23 protein-coding genes and 1 tRNA gene are annotated in these 19,711 nt (G+C 34.6%); 13 read left to right on the forward strand and 11 right to left on the reverse strand.

Annotation, left to right across the window (positions count from 1 at the left end; translation table 11 throughout):
- The 3 genes from KXJ69_RS05250 (at position 1) to KXJ69_RS05260 (ending at position 2,306) form a co-directional block, all read left to right on the forward strand.
- Positions 1–1,311 (forward strand): cryptochrome/photolyase family protein, encoded by a 1,311-nt coding sequence (locus KXJ69_RS05250; protein ID WP_219051925.1) that lies wholly within the window; start codon positions 1–3, stop codon positions 1,309–1,311.
- A gap of 100 nt (positions 1,312–1,411) precedes the next feature.
- Positions 1,412–1,648, forward strand: a complete 237-nt coding sequence (locus tag KXJ69_RS05255; protein WP_219051926.1) for a (4Fe-4S)-binding protein — start codon at positions 1,412–1,414, stop codon at positions 1,646–1,648.
- A gap of 82 nt (positions 1,649–1,730) precedes the next feature.
- A complete protein-coding gene (locus KXJ69_RS05260) occupies positions 1,731–2,306 on the forward strand; it encodes a tRNA (guanine-N1)-methyltransferase (RefSeq protein WP_219051927.1) in 576 nt (191 codons plus the stop codon).
- Here the strand turns inward: KXJ69_RS05260 and murA are convergent.
- From murA to KXJ69_RS05275, 3 genes are read right to left on the reverse strand one after another with little or no spacing between them, the layout of a single operon-like run.
- The gene (gene murA / locus KXJ69_RS05265; RefSeq protein ID WP_219051928.1) at positions 2,303–3,613 is read right to left on the reverse strand and encodes a UDP-N-acetylglucosamine 1-carboxyvinyltransferase; all 1,311 of its coding nucleotides are present in this window, start codon (positions 3,611–3,613) and stop codon (positions 2,303–2,305) included. The two genes, KXJ69_RS05260 and murA, sit on opposite strands and share 4 nt — an antisense overlap.
- Positions 3,614–3,634: 21 nt before the next feature.
- On the reverse strand, positions 3,635–4,273 hold the full coding sequence (locus KXJ69_RS05270) for a DUF4290 domain-containing protein (RefSeq protein WP_219052311.1): 639 nt from the start codon (positions 4,271–4,273) through the stop codon (positions 3,635–3,637).
- A gap of 52 nt (positions 4,274–4,325) precedes the next feature.
- Complete coding sequence (locus tag KXJ69_RS05275; protein WP_219051929.1) at positions 4,326–4,616, reverse strand: DUF493 family protein; 291 nt, start codon at positions 4,614–4,616, stop codon at positions 4,326–4,328.
- Positions 4,617–4,689: 73 nt separating this feature from the next.
- Between KXJ69_RS05275 and KXJ69_RS05280 the strand changes: the two genes are divergently transcribed.
- The 5 genes from KXJ69_RS05280 (at position 4,690) to KXJ69_RS05300 (ending at position 9,236) form a co-directional block, all read left to right on the forward strand.
- Positions 4,690–5,235, forward strand: a complete 546-nt coding sequence (locus KXJ69_RS05280) for an AAA family ATPase (protein ID WP_219051930.1) — start codon at positions 4,690–4,692, stop codon at positions 5,233–5,235.
- The gene (locus tag KXJ69_RS05285) at positions 5,232–7,133 is read left to right on the forward strand and encodes a RecQ family ATP-dependent DNA helicase (protein WP_219051931.1); all 1,902 of its coding nucleotides are present in this window, start codon (positions 5,232–5,234) and stop codon (positions 7,131–7,133) included. The genes KXJ69_RS05280 and KXJ69_RS05285 overlap by 4 nt, the downstream gene beginning before the upstream one ends.
- A complete protein-coding gene (fmt, locus tag KXJ69_RS05290; RefSeq protein ID WP_219051932.1) occupies positions 7,130–8,080 on the forward strand; it encodes a methionyl-tRNA formyltransferase in 951 nt (316 codons plus the stop codon). The genes KXJ69_RS05285 and fmt overlap by 4 nt, the downstream gene beginning before the upstream one ends.
- Before the next feature lie 185 nt (positions 8,081–8,265).
- A complete protein-coding gene (locus KXJ69_RS05295) occupies positions 8,266–8,538 on the forward strand; it encodes an HU family DNA-binding protein (RefSeq protein WP_219051933.1) in 273 nt (90 codons plus the stop codon).
- A 137-nt stretch (positions 8,539–8,675) separates the two neighbouring features.
- Entirely contained in the window at positions 8,676–9,236 is a 561-nt protein-coding gene (locus KXJ69_RS05300; protein WP_219051934.1) for a YqgE/AlgH family protein, read from the forward strand.
- Here KXJ69_RS05300 and KXJ69_RS05305 read toward each other — a convergent pair.
- Positions 9,233–10,075: an aminotransferase class IV gene (locus KXJ69_RS05305; RefSeq protein WP_219051935.1), complete on the reverse strand. Its 843-nt coding sequence runs from the start codon at positions 10,073–10,075 to the stop codon at positions 9,233–9,235. The genes KXJ69_RS05300 and KXJ69_RS05305 overlap by 4 nt on opposite strands.
- Before the next feature lie 49 nt (positions 10,076–10,124).
- Positions 10,125–10,511 (reverse strand): START-like domain-containing protein, encoded by a 387-nt coding sequence (locus KXJ69_RS05310; protein WP_219051936.1) that lies wholly within the window; start codon positions 10,509–10,511, stop codon positions 10,125–10,127.
- Between the two features lie 155 nt (positions 10,512–10,666).
- Here KXJ69_RS05310 and KXJ69_RS05315 point away from each other — a divergent pair.
- The 5 genes from KXJ69_RS05315 to KXJ69_RS05335 all read left to right on the forward strand — a co-directional run bounded on the left by KXJ69_RS05315 (position 10,667) and on the right by KXJ69_RS05335 (position 13,822).
- Positions 10,667–10,740: transfer RNA gene (locus KXJ69_RS05315), tRNA-Met, on the forward strand.
- Positions 10,741–10,795: 55 nt separating this feature from the next.
- The gene (locus KXJ69_RS05320) at positions 10,796–12,130 is read left to right on the forward strand and encodes a tyrosine-type recombinase/integrase (RefSeq protein WP_219051937.1); all 1,335 of its coding nucleotides are present in this window, start codon (positions 10,796–10,798) and stop codon (positions 12,128–12,130) included.
- A complete protein-coding gene (locus tag KXJ69_RS05325; RefSeq protein WP_219051938.1) occupies positions 12,130–12,828 on the forward strand; it encodes a hypothetical protein in 699 nt (232 codons plus the stop codon). The genes KXJ69_RS05320 and KXJ69_RS05325 overlap by 1 nt, the downstream gene beginning before the upstream one ends.
- A gap of 46 nt (positions 12,829–12,874) precedes the next feature.
- Positions 12,875–13,279 (forward strand): hypothetical protein, encoded by a 405-nt coding sequence (locus tag KXJ69_RS05330; RefSeq protein ID WP_219051939.1) that lies wholly within the window; start codon positions 12,875–12,877, stop codon positions 13,277–13,279.
- 66 nt (positions 13,280–13,345) lie between these two features.
- Entirely contained in the window at positions 13,346–13,822 is a 477-nt protein-coding gene (locus KXJ69_RS05335; protein WP_219051940.1) for a DUF8810 domain-containing protein, read from the forward strand.
- 46 nt (positions 13,823–13,868) lie between these two features.
- On the opposite strand, the gene KXJ69_RS05340 is transcribed toward KXJ69_RS05335, so the two are convergent.
- Genes KXJ69_RS05340 through merTP form a run of 6 tightly spaced genes read right to left on the reverse strand, consistent with a single transcriptional unit; the run spans position 13,869 to position 19,710 of the window.
- Positions 13,869–14,117 (reverse strand): heavy metal-binding domain-containing protein, encoded by a 249-nt coding sequence (locus tag KXJ69_RS05340; RefSeq protein WP_219051941.1) that lies wholly within the window; start codon positions 14,115–14,117, stop codon positions 13,869–13,871.
- A gap of 21 nt (positions 14,118–14,138) precedes the next feature.
- The gene (locus tag KXJ69_RS05345; RefSeq protein WP_219051942.1) at positions 14,139–15,914 is read right to left on the reverse strand and encodes an efflux RND transporter periplasmic adaptor subunit; all 1,776 of its coding nucleotides are present in this window, start codon (positions 15,912–15,914) and stop codon (positions 14,139–14,141) included.
- Positions 15,904–16,386, reverse strand: coding sequence for a DUF305 domain-containing protein (locus KXJ69_RS05350; protein ID WP_219051943.1), 483 nt, complete (start codon positions 16,384–16,386; stop codon positions 15,904–15,906). Before KXJ69_RS05350 ends, KXJ69_RS05345 begins: the two co-directional genes overlap by 11 nt.
- An 18-nt stretch (positions 16,387–16,404) precedes the next feature.
- Positions 16,405–18,903 carry a heavy metal translocating P-type ATPase gene (locus KXJ69_RS05355; RefSeq protein WP_219051944.1) on the reverse strand — a complete coding sequence of 833 codons (2,499 nt, stop codon included), beginning with the start codon at positions 18,901–18,903 and terminating at the stop codon, positions 16,405–16,407.
- 1 nt (position 18,904) lies between these two features.
- A complete protein-coding gene (locus KXJ69_RS13675) occupies positions 18,905–19,111 on the reverse strand; it encodes a GDCCVxC domain-containing (seleno)protein (protein WP_255571215.1) in 207 nt (68 codons plus the stop codon).
- Positions 19,111–19,710, reverse strand: coding sequence for a mercuric transport protein MerTP (gene merTP, locus KXJ69_RS05360; RefSeq protein WP_219051945.1), 600 nt, complete (start codon positions 19,708–19,710; stop codon positions 19,111–19,113). Before merTP ends, KXJ69_RS13675 begins: the two co-directional genes overlap by 1 nt.
- Position 19,711 lies beyond the last annotated feature (1 nt).

Below are 19,711 nucleotides of genomic sequence, written 5' to 3' on the forward strand. Positions count from 1 at the left end.
TTGAGTAAAAAAGTAAATCTTTTTTGGTTCCGAAGAGATCTGCGTTTAGAGGATAACGTGGGGTTTTATAAGGCGCTATCAGGAAAATTTCCTGTACTACCAGTATTTATCTTCGATACCGAAATTCTAGACCGGTTGCCTAAAGACGACGCAAGAGTTACCTTTATTTTTGAAACGGTTCAAGAACTTCGTACAAAGCTTCAAAATAACGATAGTAGTATTGCAAAGTACCAAGGAAAGCCTGTTGAGGTTTTCAAACAAATTATTTCAGATTTTGAAGTACAAAACGTGATTACAAATCGTGATTATGAACCCTATGCTCTAAAACGAGATACTGAAATTGAAGAATTACTTTCCGAAAAAGACATTGGTTTCTACACTTTTAAAGATCAGGTAATTTTTGAAAAAGATGAAGTTGTAAAGGATGATGGCGATCCCTATGTGGTGTACACCCCGTATAGTAAAAAATGGCTTGAAAAATTTAAAGCTTCAAAACATGCAAAAACGCACGATACTTCAGAAAAATTAAAAAATCTCTACCCACATTCTCGTTTGCCAAACCTAACCTTAGGTGATTTGGGTTTTAAAAAATCTGCTATTGAAGTAGCACCATATGACATTTCTGAAAAAACAATAGAGCATTACCAAAACATAAGAAATTTTCCTGCCAATCCTGAAGGAACTTCACATATATCACCTCACTTACGATTTGGCACTGTTAGCATTCGGTCACTTGTAAAAAAGGCCATTGAAGCTAAAAACAATACCTACCTAAAAGAACTTGTTTGGCGTGAGTTTTTTATGCAAATACTTTGGCATTTTCCTGAAACTGTGGATAAAGCATTTAAGCCCAAATACGATAGAATGGAATGGCGAAACAATGAAGAGGAGTTTGAAGCCTGGAAAGAAGGCAAAACAGGCTATCCCTTTGTGGATGCAGGAATGCGACAATTAAATGAAACTGGCTATATGCACAATCGAGTACGTATGATAGTTGCCAGTTTTCTTTGCAAGCATTTATTAATAGACTGGAGATGGGGTGAAGCCTATTTTGCCGAAAAACTACTGGACTATGAACAATCTAGCAATGTAGGAAACTGGCAATGGGCCGCCGGAAGTGGTGTCGATGCAGCACCCTATTTTAGAATTTTTAATCCCACTACGCAAATTGAAAAATTTGATAAAGAACAAGAATATATTACTAGTTGGATTCCAGAAATTGACACAAAAAAATACCCAGATCCTATTGTAAATCATAAAGATGCAAGGGAGCGTTGCCTTGAAAGATACAAAAGTGCTTTAAACAACTAATTTGAAAAAATTGTTAATAAAAATGCATTTTATCGAATTTTTATGTATATTTATCGATGTTTTTATGTTAAAATATAGTTAACCCCCAAATGCTTTGACTATGGAACCTAACTCAAACACCTTCAGTAATGAAAAAATTACTGTTACCTACGACGAAAAAAAATGTGTTCTTGCAGAAGTTTGTTGTAAAGGACTTTCAGAAGTTTTTAGAAATTCGGTTATTCCTTGGATTGACTTGGAAGGAGCTGAAACTGATAAAATAATTAAACAAATAAAAAAGTGTCCCTCTGGAGCATTGTCGTTTGCTTATTCAGAAAAATTAGAGCTTGTTAAATAAATTGTAAATGGTCTTTAAAATTGTGAGTTAAAAGACAAATTTTATACTCTTGCGTTTGCAAACAAACCTAAGTTACTCCATAATGAAAATTTTAAAGCTCCTCCCCTTATTTATTTTGCTTATTGCTCAAGGTACATATTCGCAAGAAACGGAAAATACCTTAGATAATCAGTTTGTGGATGTTATTGATAATTCTAATAGGTATCAAGATTTTAAAGTTGTTAAAATTACCAAACTTAATAACTTAAGAAAAAGTGTTTCAGATTCTATTACAAATCTTAAAACTGAAATTGAATCGCTTCAAAACAATCAATTAACATTACAAAACCGCATTGATTCGCTTTCTACAGAATTAAATACCTTAAATGAAGCGTTACTTACTTCCCAAAAGAAGGAAGATGGCATTTCATTTTTTGGCGCAATCATTAAGAAATCGGTGTACAATACCATTATGTGGGGAATTATTGCTTTCCTATTAATTAGTGTCTTTATTTTTATATTTAAATTTAAAAGAAGTAACACCCTAACCAAAGAGGCACAAGAGAAATTAGCCGATACTGAAGCAGAGTATGATACCCATAGGCAAACTGCTTTAGAAAGAGAACAACAGCTAAGAAGAAAACTTCAAGACGAAATTAATAAGCAGAAAAAAGCTTAATCTAATCGGGTGATTTTTGCTCCAATAGCACGCAAACGCTCATCAATATTTTCATAACCGCGATCAATTTGTTCAATGTTATGAATTATACTGGTGCCATTTGCCGAAAGCGCAGCAATCAATAAGGAAATCCCCGCTCTAATATCTGGAGACACCATGGTAGTTGGTTTTAAAGCCGATTTAAAGTTATGCCCAATAACGGTAGCTCGATGGGGATCACAAAGAATAATCTTCGCCCCCATATCTATAAGCTTATCCACAAAGAACAAACGGCTTTCAAACATTTTTTGATGGATTAAAACACTTCCTTTTGCCTGTGTACAAACCACCAAAACAATACTTAATAAATCGGGTGTAAATCCAGGCCATGGAGCATCGGCAATGGTAATAATAGAACCATCCATATCAGACTGGATTTCATATTCCTTTTGCTTCGGAATGTAAATATCATCCCCTTTTTTCTTTACTTTAATTCCAAGTTTTCTAAAGGTATCGGGAATAATTCCTAAATCGTTCCAACTTACATCCTTGATGGTAAGTTCACTTTGTGTCATCGCAGCTAGGCCAATCCAACTCCCAATTTCAATCATATCGGGAAGGACTCTATGCTTACAACCTCCTAAATAATCTACCCCTTCAATCACCAATAAGTTAGAGCCAATTCCAGAAATCTTCGCCCCCATGGCATTTAACATCTTACATAGTTGTTGTAAGTATGGTTCACATGCAGCATTATAAACGGTGGTTTTTCCTTTTGCTAAAACCGCAGCCATCACAATATTGGCAGTTCCTGTAACTGAAGCCTGATCTAGGAGCATATAGGTTCCTTTAAGCCCATTAGGAGCCTCCACACCATAAAAACGTTCTTCTTTATTATAGCGGAATTTAGCTCCAAGCTTAATAAATCCCTCAAAATGAGTATCTAATCTTCTTCTTCCTATTTTATCCCCACCTGGTCTTGGGATATACCCTTTCCCAAATCGTGCTAAAAGTGGCCCTACAATCATAATAGAACCGCGAAGCGAACTGCCTTCCTTTTTAAACAGTTCAGATTCAAGGTATTTTAGGTTAATATCGTCTGCTCTAAAAGCATACTTTCCTTTTCCTAATTTCTGAATTTTAACCCCTAAATTGCCTAAAATCCCAATTAGCTTATTGACATCCACAATATCTGGAATATTTTCAATAATGACTTCTTCGGGGGTTAAAAGCACACAACAAAGTATTTGCAATGCTTCATTTTTGGCACCTTGGGGATGGATTTCTCCTTTTAATGAATGGCCGCCCTCAATTTGAAAAGTTCCCATAAATAAAACTGAATTGTAAGATTAATAACGTTTGCGGTTGCGATTCCCTTTGTTACTTCCTTTGGAGGTACTCTTTTTAAAGTGTTTTTTGTTTTTGAGAAGGGCTTCGGGATTTGACAAATCTTCGTCGCTATTCTTTAAATTAATTTTGCCGTCAGATAATTCGTATAAATGCTGAAAGATTACATCATCTTCAACGGTGTCTTTATTCCAATTTAAAAAACTTTTTTTCATATGGTTGGCAATGGTAAGCACCAAGCCTTCTTTCATATCGCCATCTTCCCAACTTTTTGCCACATCAATCATTCGCTTAATATTATTTCCGTAGAATCGATATTTTGGATGGTTTTGTGGATATGCAAGGGGCTCTGGCCTTTCTGCCAATTCTTCTCGGGATGGTTTTGGAAAAGGAGAATCTACATCCAATTTAAAATCAGATATGATAAATAATTGATCCCAAAGTTTGTGTTGGAAATCTGAAACATCACGAAGATGAGGATTTAAATTCCCCATTACAGCAATGATGCTTTTGGCACATTTATTTCGTGCTTCTCTATCTTCTAAACTTATGGCGTGGTCCACCATTTTTTGAATATGGCGTCCATATTCTGGTATAATTAAATGAACACGCTCTGTATTATATTCTATATCTTCAATCAAAATAAATGTGTTTTTGGAAATATCTTTTGTAGTATGTTGCAAAATAATAAAATTAAAGTGAAATAACTCCCTCCACTTTGGAAACTTGCAAATATTTTTCAATGACGGCGTCTGGGGATTCTAGGTGTACCTTAACAGAAATGCTCGTATAAGTGCCTTTTGAAGAATCTCTCGTTTGAATTTGCGCACCCATACTATCGAAAACAGCTTCAATTTCTGCAATTTTTTCTAAACTTGCGGGTACTATAAATTTAAAAAGATAGTCTGTAGGCCAAGAGGTATCATTCTCTAACTGCTCTCGTAATCTATTGTAAAAATCTTTGGTTTTTTCTTCTTCAGTCATTATAAAATAGGATCTTTTCGCAAAGATAGCGTAAGTCTGCAATAGTAACTAACTTTGCATAAAATTGTAACGATTGAAATCAAAAAGAATTGTCATAACAGGCGGTCCAGGTTCAGGAAAAACCTCGCTTATTAATTTCTTAGAAAAGAAAGGCTACAACTGCCTTCCCGAAGTTTCACGAGCGGTCATTAAAAAAGCACAAGCCGAAGGTATTGACCAGTTATTTCTTGAAGATCCTATTCTTTTTAGTGAGCATTTATTAAAAGGACGGTTAGAACAATTTAATGAGTTGCCAATTGGTAATGATGATTATATTTTTTATGACAGAGGACTTCCAGATGTGACTTCTTATATGGATTATTTAGGAACAACGTATCCTACATACTTTTCTGAAACGTGTTTAAAAAATCGGTATGATGCTATTTTTTTGCTTCCGCCATGGGAGGATATCTATATTCAAGATAATGAGCGATACGAATCTTTTGATCAAGCCGAAAAAATTTTTGAATACCTACATCAAGGATACCAAAACTATGGCTATGAAGTGCACCATGTCCCCGTTGGAAGCATCGAGTATCGATGTGATTTTATTCTAAAAAAGCTGAAAACACTAATTTGAATTCTCCTTTAAACATATTAGAGAAATATTGGAGGTTTTCTAGTTTTAGAGCTTCTCAAAAAGAGATTATTGATAGTGTTTTACTAGGCAAGGATACCGTTGCCCTGCTCCCAACAGGTGGAGGAAAATCTATTTGTTTTCAAGTTCCTGCCATGGTGATGGAAGGAATTTGCATCGTGGTTTCCCCTCTCGTAGCGTTAATGACAGATCAAGTGCAGTCTTTAATGAATAAAGATATCAAGGCTATGGCTATAACAGGTGGAATTTCAGGGGACGAACTCACCGCGCAGCTAGATAATTCGCTATTTGGCAACTACAAGTTTTTGTACCTATCCCCAGAACGTCTTCAGCAAGAACAGGTGCAAATGGCGATTCAAAAAATGAATGTAAACCTTGTTGCTATTGATGAAGCTCATTGTATTTCGCAATGGGGAAATGACTTTAGACCCTCCTATTTAAATATTTCAATCCTAAGAGAGCTGCATCCATATGTGCCTATTATAGCATTAACCGCAACAGCCACGCAAGAGGTACTTGCAGATACCATGACGCAGTTAAAATTGGAAGCACCTGCTGTGTTTAAGGAATCCTTTGCAAGGCCTAATATTTCTTATCAGGTTAAAAAGGAATCGGATAAATTATATCGATTAACAGAAATACTAAAAAGAAATACAGAATCTGCCATTGTATATGTACGAAGCCGCAATCAAGCTGAAATGTATGCAAACAGACTGCAAAGCGAGGGGATAACAGCTACTTTTTACCACGGAGGACTGTCTCCAAAAGACAAAAAAGACCGTTTAAAAAGTTGGAAGAATTATAAGGTAAGTACTGTTGTAGCAACCAATGCTTTTGGTATGGGTATTGATCATTCTAATGTTCGATTTGTTGTTCACGTGCAACTTCCAGAAAGTTTAGAAAGTTATTTTCAAGAAGCTGGACGAGCAGGAAGGGATGGTAAAGAGTCATCAGCTATTATTTTATATGAGGAAAATGACAAACTGTTACTTAAGAAACAATTTATTGATACACTTCCAGTCTTCAAAGAAATCAAGAAACTATACCGCACGTTAAACAATTATTTTCAAATTCCGTATGGTGAAGGAGAATTTACCGAGCATAATTTCAATTTTGCACAGTTTTGTGAAACTTATAAATTAAACACCTTACTTACCTTCAACGGCTTAAACACTTTAGACAGGTTAGGCATTATTCAGCTTTCAAAACAATTTGGACGCAAATCAAAAATTCAGTTTTTAGTGCCTTCGGCACAGCTATTAAAAGAATTTGAAAACAACCTTTCATTTTCGGTGGTTGGAAAAACCATTCTACGTATTTATGGGGGTATTTTTGATTCTCCTAATAATATTAACCTCGATTTGATTTCAAGTAAATCTGGGTTGGAAATTGATAAAATTATTTCCGTGTTAAAAGAGATGGAACAACAACAGTTAGTCGATTTAAAATTATATGAAACAGATGCTAATATTACTTTTTTAGTTCCAAGGGAAGATGAACGCACCTTAAACCCATTCAGCAGAGAAATCACCTCACTGAATGAGAAGAAAAAAAATCAGGTTTCTTCTGTACTGCATTATATAAAGGACAACAAAACGTGTAAATCGGTTCAACTATTACACTATTTTGGTGAAGACTCGGCAAAGGAGTGTGGCATTTGCTCTGTATGTAAAGAAAAGCGGACAGGAAATTTAAAGGCAGAGGTCGAAATCATTTCAGAAAAAATTATCGCATTATTGCGAATTGAACCTATGGACTCTCGGACTCTTTTAGAAAATCTTACCTTTGCGGAAGACGAAGTTTTAAGAACGCTACAGCTTCTTCTCGACAAAAAAATAATAAAACTCAACGCCATCAATCAATATTTTTATACCCAATGAGAGATTTAAGAATTGTTTTTATGGGTACTCCCCAATTTGCAGTAGGCGTTTTAAAAAAATTGATAAATGAAAACTGCAATGTAGTTGGGGTTATTACTGCACCCGACAGGCCCGCTGGCAGGGGGCGAAAAGTTTCCCAATCTGCAGTAAAAGAATATGCTATTTCTCGAAATATTCCGCTTTTACAACCCACAAATTTAAAAGATGACGCGTTTCTAGAAGAACTAAAAGCATTAGATGCAAATCTTCAAATTGTAGTAGCTTTTAGAATGTTACCCAAAGTCGTTTGGGAAATGCCAGAATTTGGCACATTTAATTTACATGCCTCGCTTCTACCCCAATATCGAGGAGCTGCACCCATTAATTGGGCTATTATTAATGGTGAAAAGGAAACAGGAGTCACTACTTTTTTTATTGATGAAAAAATTGATACTGGAGCCATCATTGCTTCGGAAAAAGTAAAAATTAAAAAGGACGAAACATTTGAAACGCTACATGACACTTTGATGGAAGTTGGAAGTGATTTGGTTATTAAAACTGTACAACTAATTGAAAAAGACAAAGCCACCCCAAAACTTCAACCCAAGTCTGAAGTTTTTAAAGAAGCTCCCAAACTAACTTCAGAAAATACACGGATCCAATGGAAAACAACCTTAGCGCATATCGATTGCTTTATTAGAGGGCTCTCTCCCTACCCTACTGCTTGGACCCTTCTAAAAAACGGAGAAGATGATCCTCAAAAAGTAAAGATTTTTGCAACTACTATAATTAAGGACGAACATAATTTTGAAAATGGAGTCATTATTACCTCAAAAAAAGAAATAAAAGTAGCCGTTGAAGATGGGTATGTATTTATTGAAGAATTACAACTTCCTGGAAAGAAAAAAATGAAAGCTCATGAATTGCTAAATGGCCTTCAATTTAAAAAAGAAGCCCATTTCGTCTAAAGCCTTGTTATTGCTCATTTCATTAAAAATCGTCAAAATTGGGTCATGTTTATTAACAAACCATTTAAGTTATTAACAAAAAACGTGATTTAGTGCGTCATTACTTGCGTGAACCGATAATCCCGTTAAATTTGTAGAGCAAAATTTAATGTTTAACCAAACAATTTTAATTTAATAAGTAAACTATGAACAAATCAGATTTAATCGACGCTATGGCAGCAGATGCTGGCGTTACAAAAGCAGCAGCAAAAAAAGCACTAGAGTCTTTCTTAGGAAACGTAGAAAAATCTCTTAAAAAAGGAAACAGAGTATCTCTTGTAGGTTTTGGTTCTTGGTCTGTATCTAAAAGAGCAGCTAGAGAAGGAAGAAACCCACAAACTGGAAAAACTATCAAAATTGCTGCTAAAAAAGTAGTAAAATTCAAAGCTGGTTCAGACCTTGCTAAAAGTGTAAACTAGTTTTATACTAGCTAACAAACTTTGAGTAAGCCCTGCTAAATTAGCAGGGCTTATTTTTTTTTCAAACTAGGAGAATTCAAAAAACTGTTGGATTTTTAATATTTAATCCTTAGCTTTAATTTACTAAACACATAATCATGACCAGCCTAAAACCAGATAAGGGTGTACTTCTTATAGCAGAACCCTCTATTATAGGTGATGTTTCCTTTAATAGGTCTGTGGTACTTTTGGCTGAACACAATCAAACTGGCTCCGTAGGATTTATTCTTAATAAGCCTTTAAAATATTGTCTTCGTGATTTTATTCCGGAAGTAAATTCCTCCTTAAAAGTTTATAATGGCGGTCCTGTAGAACAGGATAATTTGTATTTTATTCATAAAGTTCCAGATTTAATTCCCAATAGCACTGAAATTGCCAGCGGAATTTATTGGGGTGGTGATTTCAATACCATTCTAGATATGCTTAACGACAACGTTCTCCACGAAGATCAAATTCAATTTTTCTTAGGGTATTCTGGATGGTCTAGTGACCAACTTGATGAAGAGCTAAAACTGAATAGTTGGCTTGTTACTGCCAACGAACATAAAAATGCCATTATTGGAAAACCTTCTGAAAATTTCTGGAAAGAAAAAATGATTGAATTTGGAGGCGATTACCTTCTTTGGTCCAACGCACCTGAAAATCCAAACTATAATTAACCTAATCTTGCTTTCGCATTCAGTTTTGCAAGAAGTTCTTTAGCAACTGAATTTGTATATTCCTTTTTCCTATACTTTGAAATAGGCTGAATTCCCAAAATAGTATTTGTAACCCACAATTCGTCTGCCTTTTGAAGCTCAAAAGGAGAAATGGAAGCTTCCTCCAAAATATAGTCTGGTACGTTTTGAAGGATTTCCATAACTTTTTTCCGAACAATTCCGTTTAAACAACCATCTGTTAAAGGCGGTGTTTTAATGGTATACCCTTTTACTAAAAACAGGTTTCCGTTTAAAGCCTCTACCACTTGTTTATGTTCATTGAGAAGCAAACAATTTTGATAATCATTTTCTTCGGCATAGATACTTCCCAAAACATTGATGGCCCTATTTGTAGATTTTATGGTAGACAACAATCCAGAGTTTATATAATGATCCTTGAAAAGTTCTACTTCATACATAGATTCATTTAAAATATAAAAAGGGTGCTCCAGTATTTCGGTTTCTATAGCATATTCAATGGATTTACTTGTAGGTAAGTATTTTCCTCCATAGCCTCTCCATACTATCATTTTTACACGATATGCATTCGATTTTTCGGAAGCGTTTACCGTTTCAAAAATTTGTTCTTCCAGTCGCTCCAACGTAAAATTCATAGGAATCTCCATACGCATTATTCGCATGGAAGCCATAAGTCGGAAATAATGATCTTCCCAAAATAATATCTTTCCTGCCGATACTTTAATGGTTTCAAAAACAGCATCGCCATAATGCAATCCCCTATTTTGAAAACTTAAATTGGCTTCAGGATTTAAAGTTAGTGTTCCGTTTATATTTAGCATAAAAAAACCGTCCATTTTTGGGACGGTGCAAAGATAATGGATTCGGTTTTTAAGCGGATCCTAAAATTTGTTTTAAGTTAGAAATCATATTCTCCCAAAGCATTTTCCCTTCTTCAATTTCATCTTCTTCGGCAAAATCGGTAACCATTAAGGAAACATCTTTTGTTATTTCATCCACTTGAATACGCAACTCGAAATAATAATCGGTTTCTTCGTCATCTACCCATTTAAATTTGATGCGTTCCCCGCTTTTTTTACCTAATAGTCGTGCTTTTTCTTCACTTCCTTCCCAGATAAATGTGAAAAATTCGCCTCTTGAGTTTACATTATCTGCGTACCATTCGCTCATTCCAGAAGGCGTAGATATATATTGGTATAAAAGGGATGGAGATACATGTATAGGAAACTCCATTTCATATTTTACTTTATCATTCATAGATTGGTATTAGCTGTTGCCCAATATAGATATTAATTCCAAACTGCAAAAGTGAGAACGAGAAATTTTTAATTTTTTTCTAATTCAAAAAAAAGCTAAAAATGGAGTTTTGTGTTTGCGGTGGTTATTTTTGTTTCTATATTTGCACCCGATTTGGCGAGGTAGCTCAGGTGGTTAGAGCGTCGGATTCATAACCCGGAGGTCTCGAGTTCAAGTCTCGATCTCGCTACAAATGCAAATGTGTTTAAAAACAGCGGTTTAGGTTTTCCCTAAACCGTTTTTTTATGTCTACAATTAATGAATTACTTACTTTTGCATACGATAGTGCATACGAAAGTGCATACGATTTGTCTCAAAAGAAAAAATTTTCAAGTCCAAAAATCTATACCGCTAAGGGGAACTTAAAGAAGCGGTGGTACGTCTATTTTTCATTTCGCGAACCTAATAGTGGGAAACTCAAACGCATGACTCCTTTCTATGGAATTGCAAATACATTTCATACTAAAGAAGAAAGAATGGAAGTCCTTACTACTTACAGAAAAGTGCTTCTAAGGTTGCTTAAAGATGGCTATGACCCATATTCTGATAACACAAAATTATACGAAAGTCTGCAAGCCAAAAAACTATCTTCAGTTAATTGTTCAACAATAGCAACATCCCAAGTAAAAATTGAACACCAAGAAGTAAAGGAATCTAAACAAAAAGTTGACGAGCTAAAAACGCCCATCAAAGAGGCTTTTGAAATGGGTTTAAAATGGAAAGAAAAACTCATTAGTGCAAGAACATTAAAGGATTATGAAGGTAAAGCCACCATCTTTTTAGCTTGGTTAAAAAAACACCACCCCAAAATCAAAACCATCGAAGATTTAAGTAAAAAAGAAACTTTAGCTTTTTTGAATCATATTTTGGAGAAAACATCCCCAAGAAACAGGAACAACTATCGGGCAGACCTTAGCAGTATCATGCAGGTACTTGAGGATAACGAAATCATGGAGGTTAATTTAATGAAGAAGATTCCTGTTCTGAAAAACAAACCAGAGAGAAATAAATCCTATTCGAAAAAAGAACAAGAATCCATTTTTAACTTTTTAAAAGAAAACGACCCAATATTACTACTATATATAAAGTTTATTTCCTATGGATTTCTTAGACCTATTGAAGTATGTAGGCTCAAAATAAAAGACATCAACCTTGAAGAAAAAACCTTACAGTTTAAAGCAAAGAATAGCCCTTTAAAAACAAAAATCATTCCCGAAATACTATGGAATGAGTTGCCAGATTTGTCAAAAATGGATAAGGAATATTCACTATTTACACCTAATCAAATAGGTGATTATTGGGATAGTGACGAAACAAACAAAAGAGATTATTTTAGCAAACGATTTAAAAAGGTAGTAAAAGATCACTTCGGATTTGGTAAAAATCATGGACTATATAGCTTTAGACATACCTTTATTACAGAATTGTATCGAGCTTTTGTAGCGGAATCTTCTCCTTTTCAGGCCAAGAGTAAGCTGATGCAAATAACTGGGCACACCTCAATGACAGCTTTGGAAAAATACTTGCGAGATATTGATGCCGAGTTGCCAGATGATTATTCACATAATTTTAAACTGTAATGAGTGCAGAAAAACTTCAAAAATTTTATTATGAACTAGCTCAGCGTCTATTGTTGGAGTTCTACTTTTATATACCTGAAGGTGAAATAAGCAAACAAATTGTAGAAAAATTTGAGTTTTTAAATGAGTATAACGTTTTAGATAAAATATATGTATTAGATAAAAAAAACGGAATCATCGAATATTCTAGTGAACGAGATAATTTACAAATTTTACAAAAAGGAGTTTTTATAGAACAGAATATCTACAAGCTACTTAAAAGGAAATCTAAGGTAACTGAACCTCAATTTGAATATATTTTGGGAGAGTATTCAAACTTTTTTGATTCCCTCTTTTTTGTTGCCAAATGGATGCATGAAAACCTGCAGCTTTTAACTTTTACAGATGACAATATAAAAGGAGTTTTTCATTGGCAGTTTCTACATTTTAAAAAGCACCATGATTCCCTAAGAAAAGCATTTCCCAAAACACATAATGAAGCAATTGAAATAAAAATAAGCACTGAGGACCTTTTGGAAAGGCACTTTAAAAGGATTTCAGATCAACTAAAAACCCACAACACCCCTCCTATCCATTCTTTGTTAAATGCAACGACCCCCAACACTCCTAGAAAGATTAGCAAGAAGCCACTAATTACCGAGGATGAGGCAGAAACCGAGTTATTAAAAAAATACTTCAATTTTGACAGTTTATCATAATTTATACGTAAATTAAACGTTTATTTTACGTATAAATTTTTAAACTATGGAAAAATGTATTCAATGTGGTGCAGATTATATTCCTAGAAGACGGGGCGTACAAAAGTTTTGCAGCGACACCTGCCGAAGCAGACATTGGCAATTAAAGCAAGGGATACCTAAGAAAAAAAAGAAGAAGCCCCTTAAAAAGAAAAAGCATTCATTACAAAAATACCAAAAGGAGAAAATAACTTTTGCAGGAATAAGCAATGCAGCTATAGGTCAAACAGCAGTTGATTTAATTAAAAATATTGCTACTCCAGAATCTAAAAAACCCGCTACCAAAGGGGATATTAATGAATTAAAATCATTAATTAAAGGGAATCTTCTTCCTATCAAGAATATGGAAAATAATGCTTTTGGCAAAAGCCCTTTTTATGATGTTACCAACCAAATTGTGATTTTTATATAATCAAAGTATTACCTTTTATTGGCTAATCGGTTGGATTAGTATTTTTCTAATGGAGGAAGGTTAAATATGCAACGGATATATTTGGAAACAATTGGAATACCAAATGAAATCTTGAATAATGAATCAAAGCTATCTGAAATTACAAAAGTACTAAACGGATTATATCAAAATTACAATAATATACTAGATAAGTATAGGGTTTATATTCAGTCTTCAATGGTTATTTCAAAACTGTCAAAAAAACTCGAAAACTGGTACGAATTGGAGTTTGGAGAGTTTATTAAGGAACTTAACAAAGCTATTAAAGCAACTAATAGACAAATGGCAAAAGATACTGCTGCGGGTATTAATATAGATTATGTAGCCCTCCCTCCCCTTACCAAAAAAGACGAGTTTGACTGGCTTGAGCTTTTTGAGGAAAACAAGAAAAAAGCCCAAGAGTTTCAACAGCAAATTGCCCAAACAGAAAAAGAAATAGACCAAATGGTCTATGCCTTGTATGGGTTAACCCCAGAGGAGATTGAGATTGTGGAAAATAGTTAATAGGTAGCATCCAACCCCCTCAAGGAACCATGGCATCTTTACAATATTAATGCTCTTCTGTATGCGTTACTTCTTTTAAATCCATACCACATACAGGGCACTTTACATCCTTGTCTAAATATGTTTTGTCCCCTTCACACTTCATAGGGCATTGATACTCGACTTTGGCAACCTCCTCGGTTGTAGTTTCAAGGGTAGTTTCCTGGGTAGTTTCTTTCTTTGCTTCATCCTTGCAAGAGATAAATGAAAATCCTGTGAAGGCGATAATGGCTACTGCAAAAATTACTTTTTTCATACTTAAAATATTTAATGATTATTATTCTATTACTTGTTCTACTTTACCACAGGTAAGCATGGCTTTACCAAAATAGGGATTTATTACTTTTTCTTCTTTACTTAACCAATAAGCCCCTTTATTGTTGTCTGCCATAGGGCAAAATTCTACAAAGACCTTTTCGTTTACACCAAAAAGCTGTACAGTTTTAATTAATTGTGATGATAAGTGTTTAAAATGGTCTCTTTGTTCTTTAATATCTGAGGTTTTTGAAATGGCGGTTGCCGAAGATTTTAGTTCTTTTTCTAAAGACATCCATTGTGTATGAGCGTCCCCTTCTAGCAATTTCATATCTACCTTAGATAAGTTATTTAGTAGGCTCTTAGAGGCGACAGAAGCTGTACTCGAATTTTCTTGAACTAAGTCATCTTTAAGATTTATATAATCTTCATACACTTTTTTTAATTGCTCTCTAAACGAATTTGATACTTCTACTCGTTCATTTATGGTAGATTGATTATCCTTTGCCGAGGAAGTAGTATTTGTATTACCAGTATGTCCTTCGTGGCCTGTCATTACTTTACCCCCTTCCTTATTCATCATAGATTTTTTACCCTGTAATTGTGCAGCTGCATCGACAGTAAAAGTGCCGTTTGTTACAATCTCGTTACCCGAAAATAATCCTTCGAGTACTTCATATTCATCACCCACTTGATTTCCTAAAACTACTTCTTGCATCTGAAAAATGGGTTGGTCTGGATTACTTTTTAGGTACACAACAGAGCGTTCTCCTGTCCAGAGAATAGCAGAAGACGGGATAGTGAGAACTTCCTTATTTTCATTTTTTACACCATCAATCTTGGCTGTAACAAACATTCCAGGTTTAAATAAACCCTTTTCATTGTTCAAAACAACTCGTAGGGTAACCGTTCTTGTTTTCGTGTTTAAAACGGGATTGATGAAATCGACTTTTCCTTTAAACTCTTTATTGTCGTATGCATTTGTGGTTACAACTACCTCCTGCCCTATTTTAAAATAATCTATTTGATTTTCATAAACATCAAAATTTGCCCAAACCGTATTCAGGTTAGCAATTTTTAATAAAGGTTGCCCTTGCTTAACGTAATCCCCTTGCTCTACTAATTTTTCTGAAACTGTTCCAGAAACAGTAGCATAGACCGGAAAGTTTTCTTTTACTTTTCCAGTCTCTTCAATTTGATTGATTTGACTTTCAGAGAGCTTCCATAATTTCAATTTGTTTCGGACTGCCTTATATAATGCAGGTTGCGTTTCTTTTAAAGAGGCTGCTGTAATTAATTCTTGTTGTGCAGCATATAATTCTGGTGAATAAATGGTTGCCAATAGTTGTCCTTTACTTACTTTTTCACCTGTAAAGCTGATATTTAGTCGTTCTAGTCTACCCAAAAAATAACTGACTTGAACTGCGTTTGATTCTTCATTTTCAGCTATTTTACCAGATAATTTTAGGGTTGCGCCATCAACATTTCCTTTACCCACTAGGGTAGTTTGAATGTTAGCCAAAGCCATTGCGTTCTCAGTCAACTTAAATTGATCTGCTAATAATCCATCACTTCCACTTACAGCAGGAATTAAATCCATTCCACAAATAGGGCAATCTCCTGGTTCTGGTTGCATAATTTGTGGATGCATTGAACAGGTCCACATTTGATTGGTTTCTGTAATTGCATCGTGATTATGGTCTGTTTCTATTTTTGACGAACCTCCAAAAAGTAGCCAACCCAACAGTAAACCAACTACGAGTAAGCCAATGTATATGACTATTTTATTATTTTTCATTTTCCAATCGTTTTATCATTGTTTTCATCTCTTCTATTTCTTTTCGTTGAGCTTTAATAATGTCCTCAGCTAATTTTTTTACTTCAGGGTCTTTAATATTGGCTCTTTCACTTGTTAAGATTGCTATAGAATGATGGGGTATCATTGCTTTCATCCAAAGGACATCACCAATTATTGGTGCTTGCGTTCTTACTAACCCTAATGCACCTACAAAGAGGATAAAACTACCTGCAAGTATGGCCATATTCTTTTTTTTATCCTTATACATTTTTCGCATAAAAAACCACATGATGACAGCCATTGTAGAAATCCCTAAACACGTCATATAAAAACGAGTTAGGCTAAACCATACGTGATCTATGGAATACGTGTTTAGGTACATCGTAATATACATAGCTACAAAGGAGCAAGCCAACATTATAAAGAAGGTCTTATAATTTCCTTTGTTTGAGTGTTCTTTTGAATTTTCCATAATTATTTGATTTTATAGTTAAATCGTAATTCTTCTTAATCTTAATGCATTCCCAATTACAGAAACAGAGCTAAAACTCATTGCTAACGCTGCTATCATGGGTGATAATAAAATGCCAAAGAATGGGAATAGTACACCAGCTGCAATAGGCACTCCCAAAGTGTTATAGATAAGTGCAAAAAATAGATTCTGCTTTATATTTTTCATTACAGCATCACTTAAATTTCTTGCTTTTACTATTCCGTGTAAATCTCCTTTTACTAGTGTTATCATGGCACTTTCAATTGCTACATCTGTTCCTGTACCCATTGCAATACCTACATCACTTTTAGCCAATGCTGGTGCATCATTAATACCATCACCTGCCATAGCAACTACTTTTCCGCTTTCTTGCAGTCTTTCAACTTCTTTTAGTTTGTCTTGAGGAAGCATACTGGCTTTAAAATCTGCTAGATTTAGTTCTGTTGCAACTGCTTGTGCGGTATCATGATTATCCCCTGTAAGCATAATAACATCAATCCCTTTATCCTGAAGTGCTTTAATGGCTTTGGCACTTGTTTCTTTTATTTTATCTCCTATTACTACATACCCAACAACGGTTTCATTTATTGATAAATAAGAAACTGTTTTACCTTGCTTTTGGTAAGATTTAGCTTCGTCTTTCATTTTTAAGGTAATATCTGCTTTGGCATATTCCATCATTTTGGGATTCCCTAATGCTACTTTTTTATTATTTATAATGGCTTCAACACCTTTTCCTGTCACAGCACTAAAATCTTTAGACTTTAAAATTTCTGTATTTTGTTTTTTGCCGTATTTAACCGTAGCCTCTGCCAAAGGATGTTCGCTATTTGTATTTAATGAAACAATGTATTGCAATACTTCTTTTTCATTTAAAGTATCATTAAAAGCACCTACAGTTTCAACTGTTGGTTTACCTTCAGTTATTGTTCCTGTTTTATCTACTATAAGTGTATTAACCTTATCCATCTTTTCAAGAGCTTCGGCATTTTTAATCAATACACCATTTTGAGCACCTTTACCTACACCAACCATTACAGACATTGGTGTTGCTAGGCCTAAAGCGCAGGGACAAGCAATGATTAGTACTGCAATTGCATTGACTAATGCAAACACATAAGCAGGTTCTGGTCCCCAAATGGCCCAAACAACAAATGTGATAATAGAAATAAGAACTACTACTGGCACAAAATAACCTGAAACTTTATCTGCTAAATTTTGAATAGGTGCTCGACTTCTACTCGCATCATTCACCAAATGAATGATTTGCGAGAGTAAGGTATCACTTCCTACTTTTTCTGCTTTCATTAAAAAGTATTGATTCCCATTAATTGTTCCGCTACTAACTTTATCATCTTGTGATTTGTTTACAGGAATAGGTTCTCCTGTTATCATAGATTCATCAATAGTTGTTTCACCTTCAGTAATCACACCATCTACAGGAATTTTATCGCCAGGCTTTACTTTTAAAATATCATTGAGTTCAATTTGATCGATGCTTACCTCCATTTCTTCACCATCTACCACTTTTATGGCTTTATTGGGTGCTAATTTTAATAATTCTTTTACTGCTGAATTTGTTTTGCTATGGGCTCTTGCCTCTAACAACTGTCCTAAAAGCACCAATGTTAGAATTACCGTTGCAGCTTCAAAATAGACATGCACAGCACCATGGTCTGTTTTAAATTGTGCAGGAAACACATCTGGAAACAACATACCAAAAACACTAAATAACCAAGCCACACCAGCACCAATCCCAATGAGTGTAAACATATTGAGATTCCACGTTTTTATACTTCTATAAGCACGTTCGAAGAACATCCATGTCGCATAAAACACAACAGGAATGGATAATACGAACTGAATCCAATTCCAATATTTCTGCTCCATTAAATTATACAATGGATTATTATGAAGCATTTCGCTCATAGCAATTAAGAAAATAGGCAACGTAAATGCAGATGCTATCCAAAACTTCTTCAATAATTTTTTATAGGTCTTTTCTTCTGCTGAAAGATCAGGTTGCATTGGTATTAAATCCATACCGCAAATAGGGCACGAACCTGCTTCATCTCTTACAACTTCTGGATGCATTGGACACGTCCATTGTTCTGATGTTGTCGTTGATAGATTTTGCTCTTCGACTAAATCCATTCCGCAAACAGGGCAATCGCCTGGCTTGTCATAGGTTTTATCTCCTTCACAGTGCATAGGGCAATAAAAGGTTCCTGTACCATTTGCCTTTGGTTGGTTTACCTTTTCTACTTTGGCATGATGATGTTCACCTTGTTTGTGAATACTGTATCTATCACCATCCTTTTTTAGGGCTTTTTGAAATGTTTCTAAAGGAATATGCGATGTCATTTCGATGGTAGCTTCTGCCTTTTCTAAATTGACTGTTGCTTTTGACACACCTTCCACTTTAGAAAGTATTTCTTCTACGTGAGTACGACAACCGTTGCAGGTCATTCCGTGTATGTGATATGTGTGTTTCATTTTAACAACAACTTTTATTATTTTGAATTGGTGGACAAGGAACTGTTCCGTATGAACAATAAACACAACAATCTCCTTCCTTTGGTTTTAGAACTGTTTTGCAATTCTCACACTCATAAAAGAACTGGCAAGCATTTGTTGGCATTTCTTCCATTTTTTTATGTCCACAACTTGGACAAGTGATTTCTGATTTTAATTGAATTTTCATTAGTTTTCTTTTTTTTCAGTTACTTTATAACCTGTTGCGTTAATTGCTTTCTCAATTTCCTTTTCATTGGTTTTGGTTTTATCAAATTCAATGATTGCGTTTCCATTTTTGTAGGATGCTTTTGAGTTTACAATTCCGTTAAGTTTATTTACTTCGTGATTTACGTGTTCCTCACAACTTGCACAAGTCATTCCGCTGATTTTAAATTCAGCTGTTTTAATGTCTGATTTATCGACCACTATAATTTGCTTTTCTGTTTCTGGATAAAAAATTCCTGAATAGTATGGAAAACCCAACATTATTATTGCAAATGCAGTTATAATTCCCAAAAAGGTTTTTGACTGTGTAAATTTTGGCTTTTCATCTGTTTCACATTCGCAATCAATTTCTTTTTGAGGTTTTAGTTTTTGATACCACGCAAAACCAAGAACTAAAATTGTCAGACCAATTAAATAAGGTCTAAATGGTTCTAACCAAGAGAAAGTTGAAGCAATCCCACTTGTACCTGCAATTAATGCTAAAACTGGTGTGACACAGCATAAGGAAGCTGTAATTGCAGTTATTATGCCAGTACCTATTAGTTTGTTATTATTTTTCATT

This window comes from Halomarinibacterium sedimenti (assembly GCF_019312585.1).
In the GTDB taxonomy this organism is placed as follows: Bacteria; Bacteroidota; Bacteroidia; order Flavobacteriales; family Flavobacteriaceae; genus Halomarinibacterium; species Halomarinibacterium sedimenti.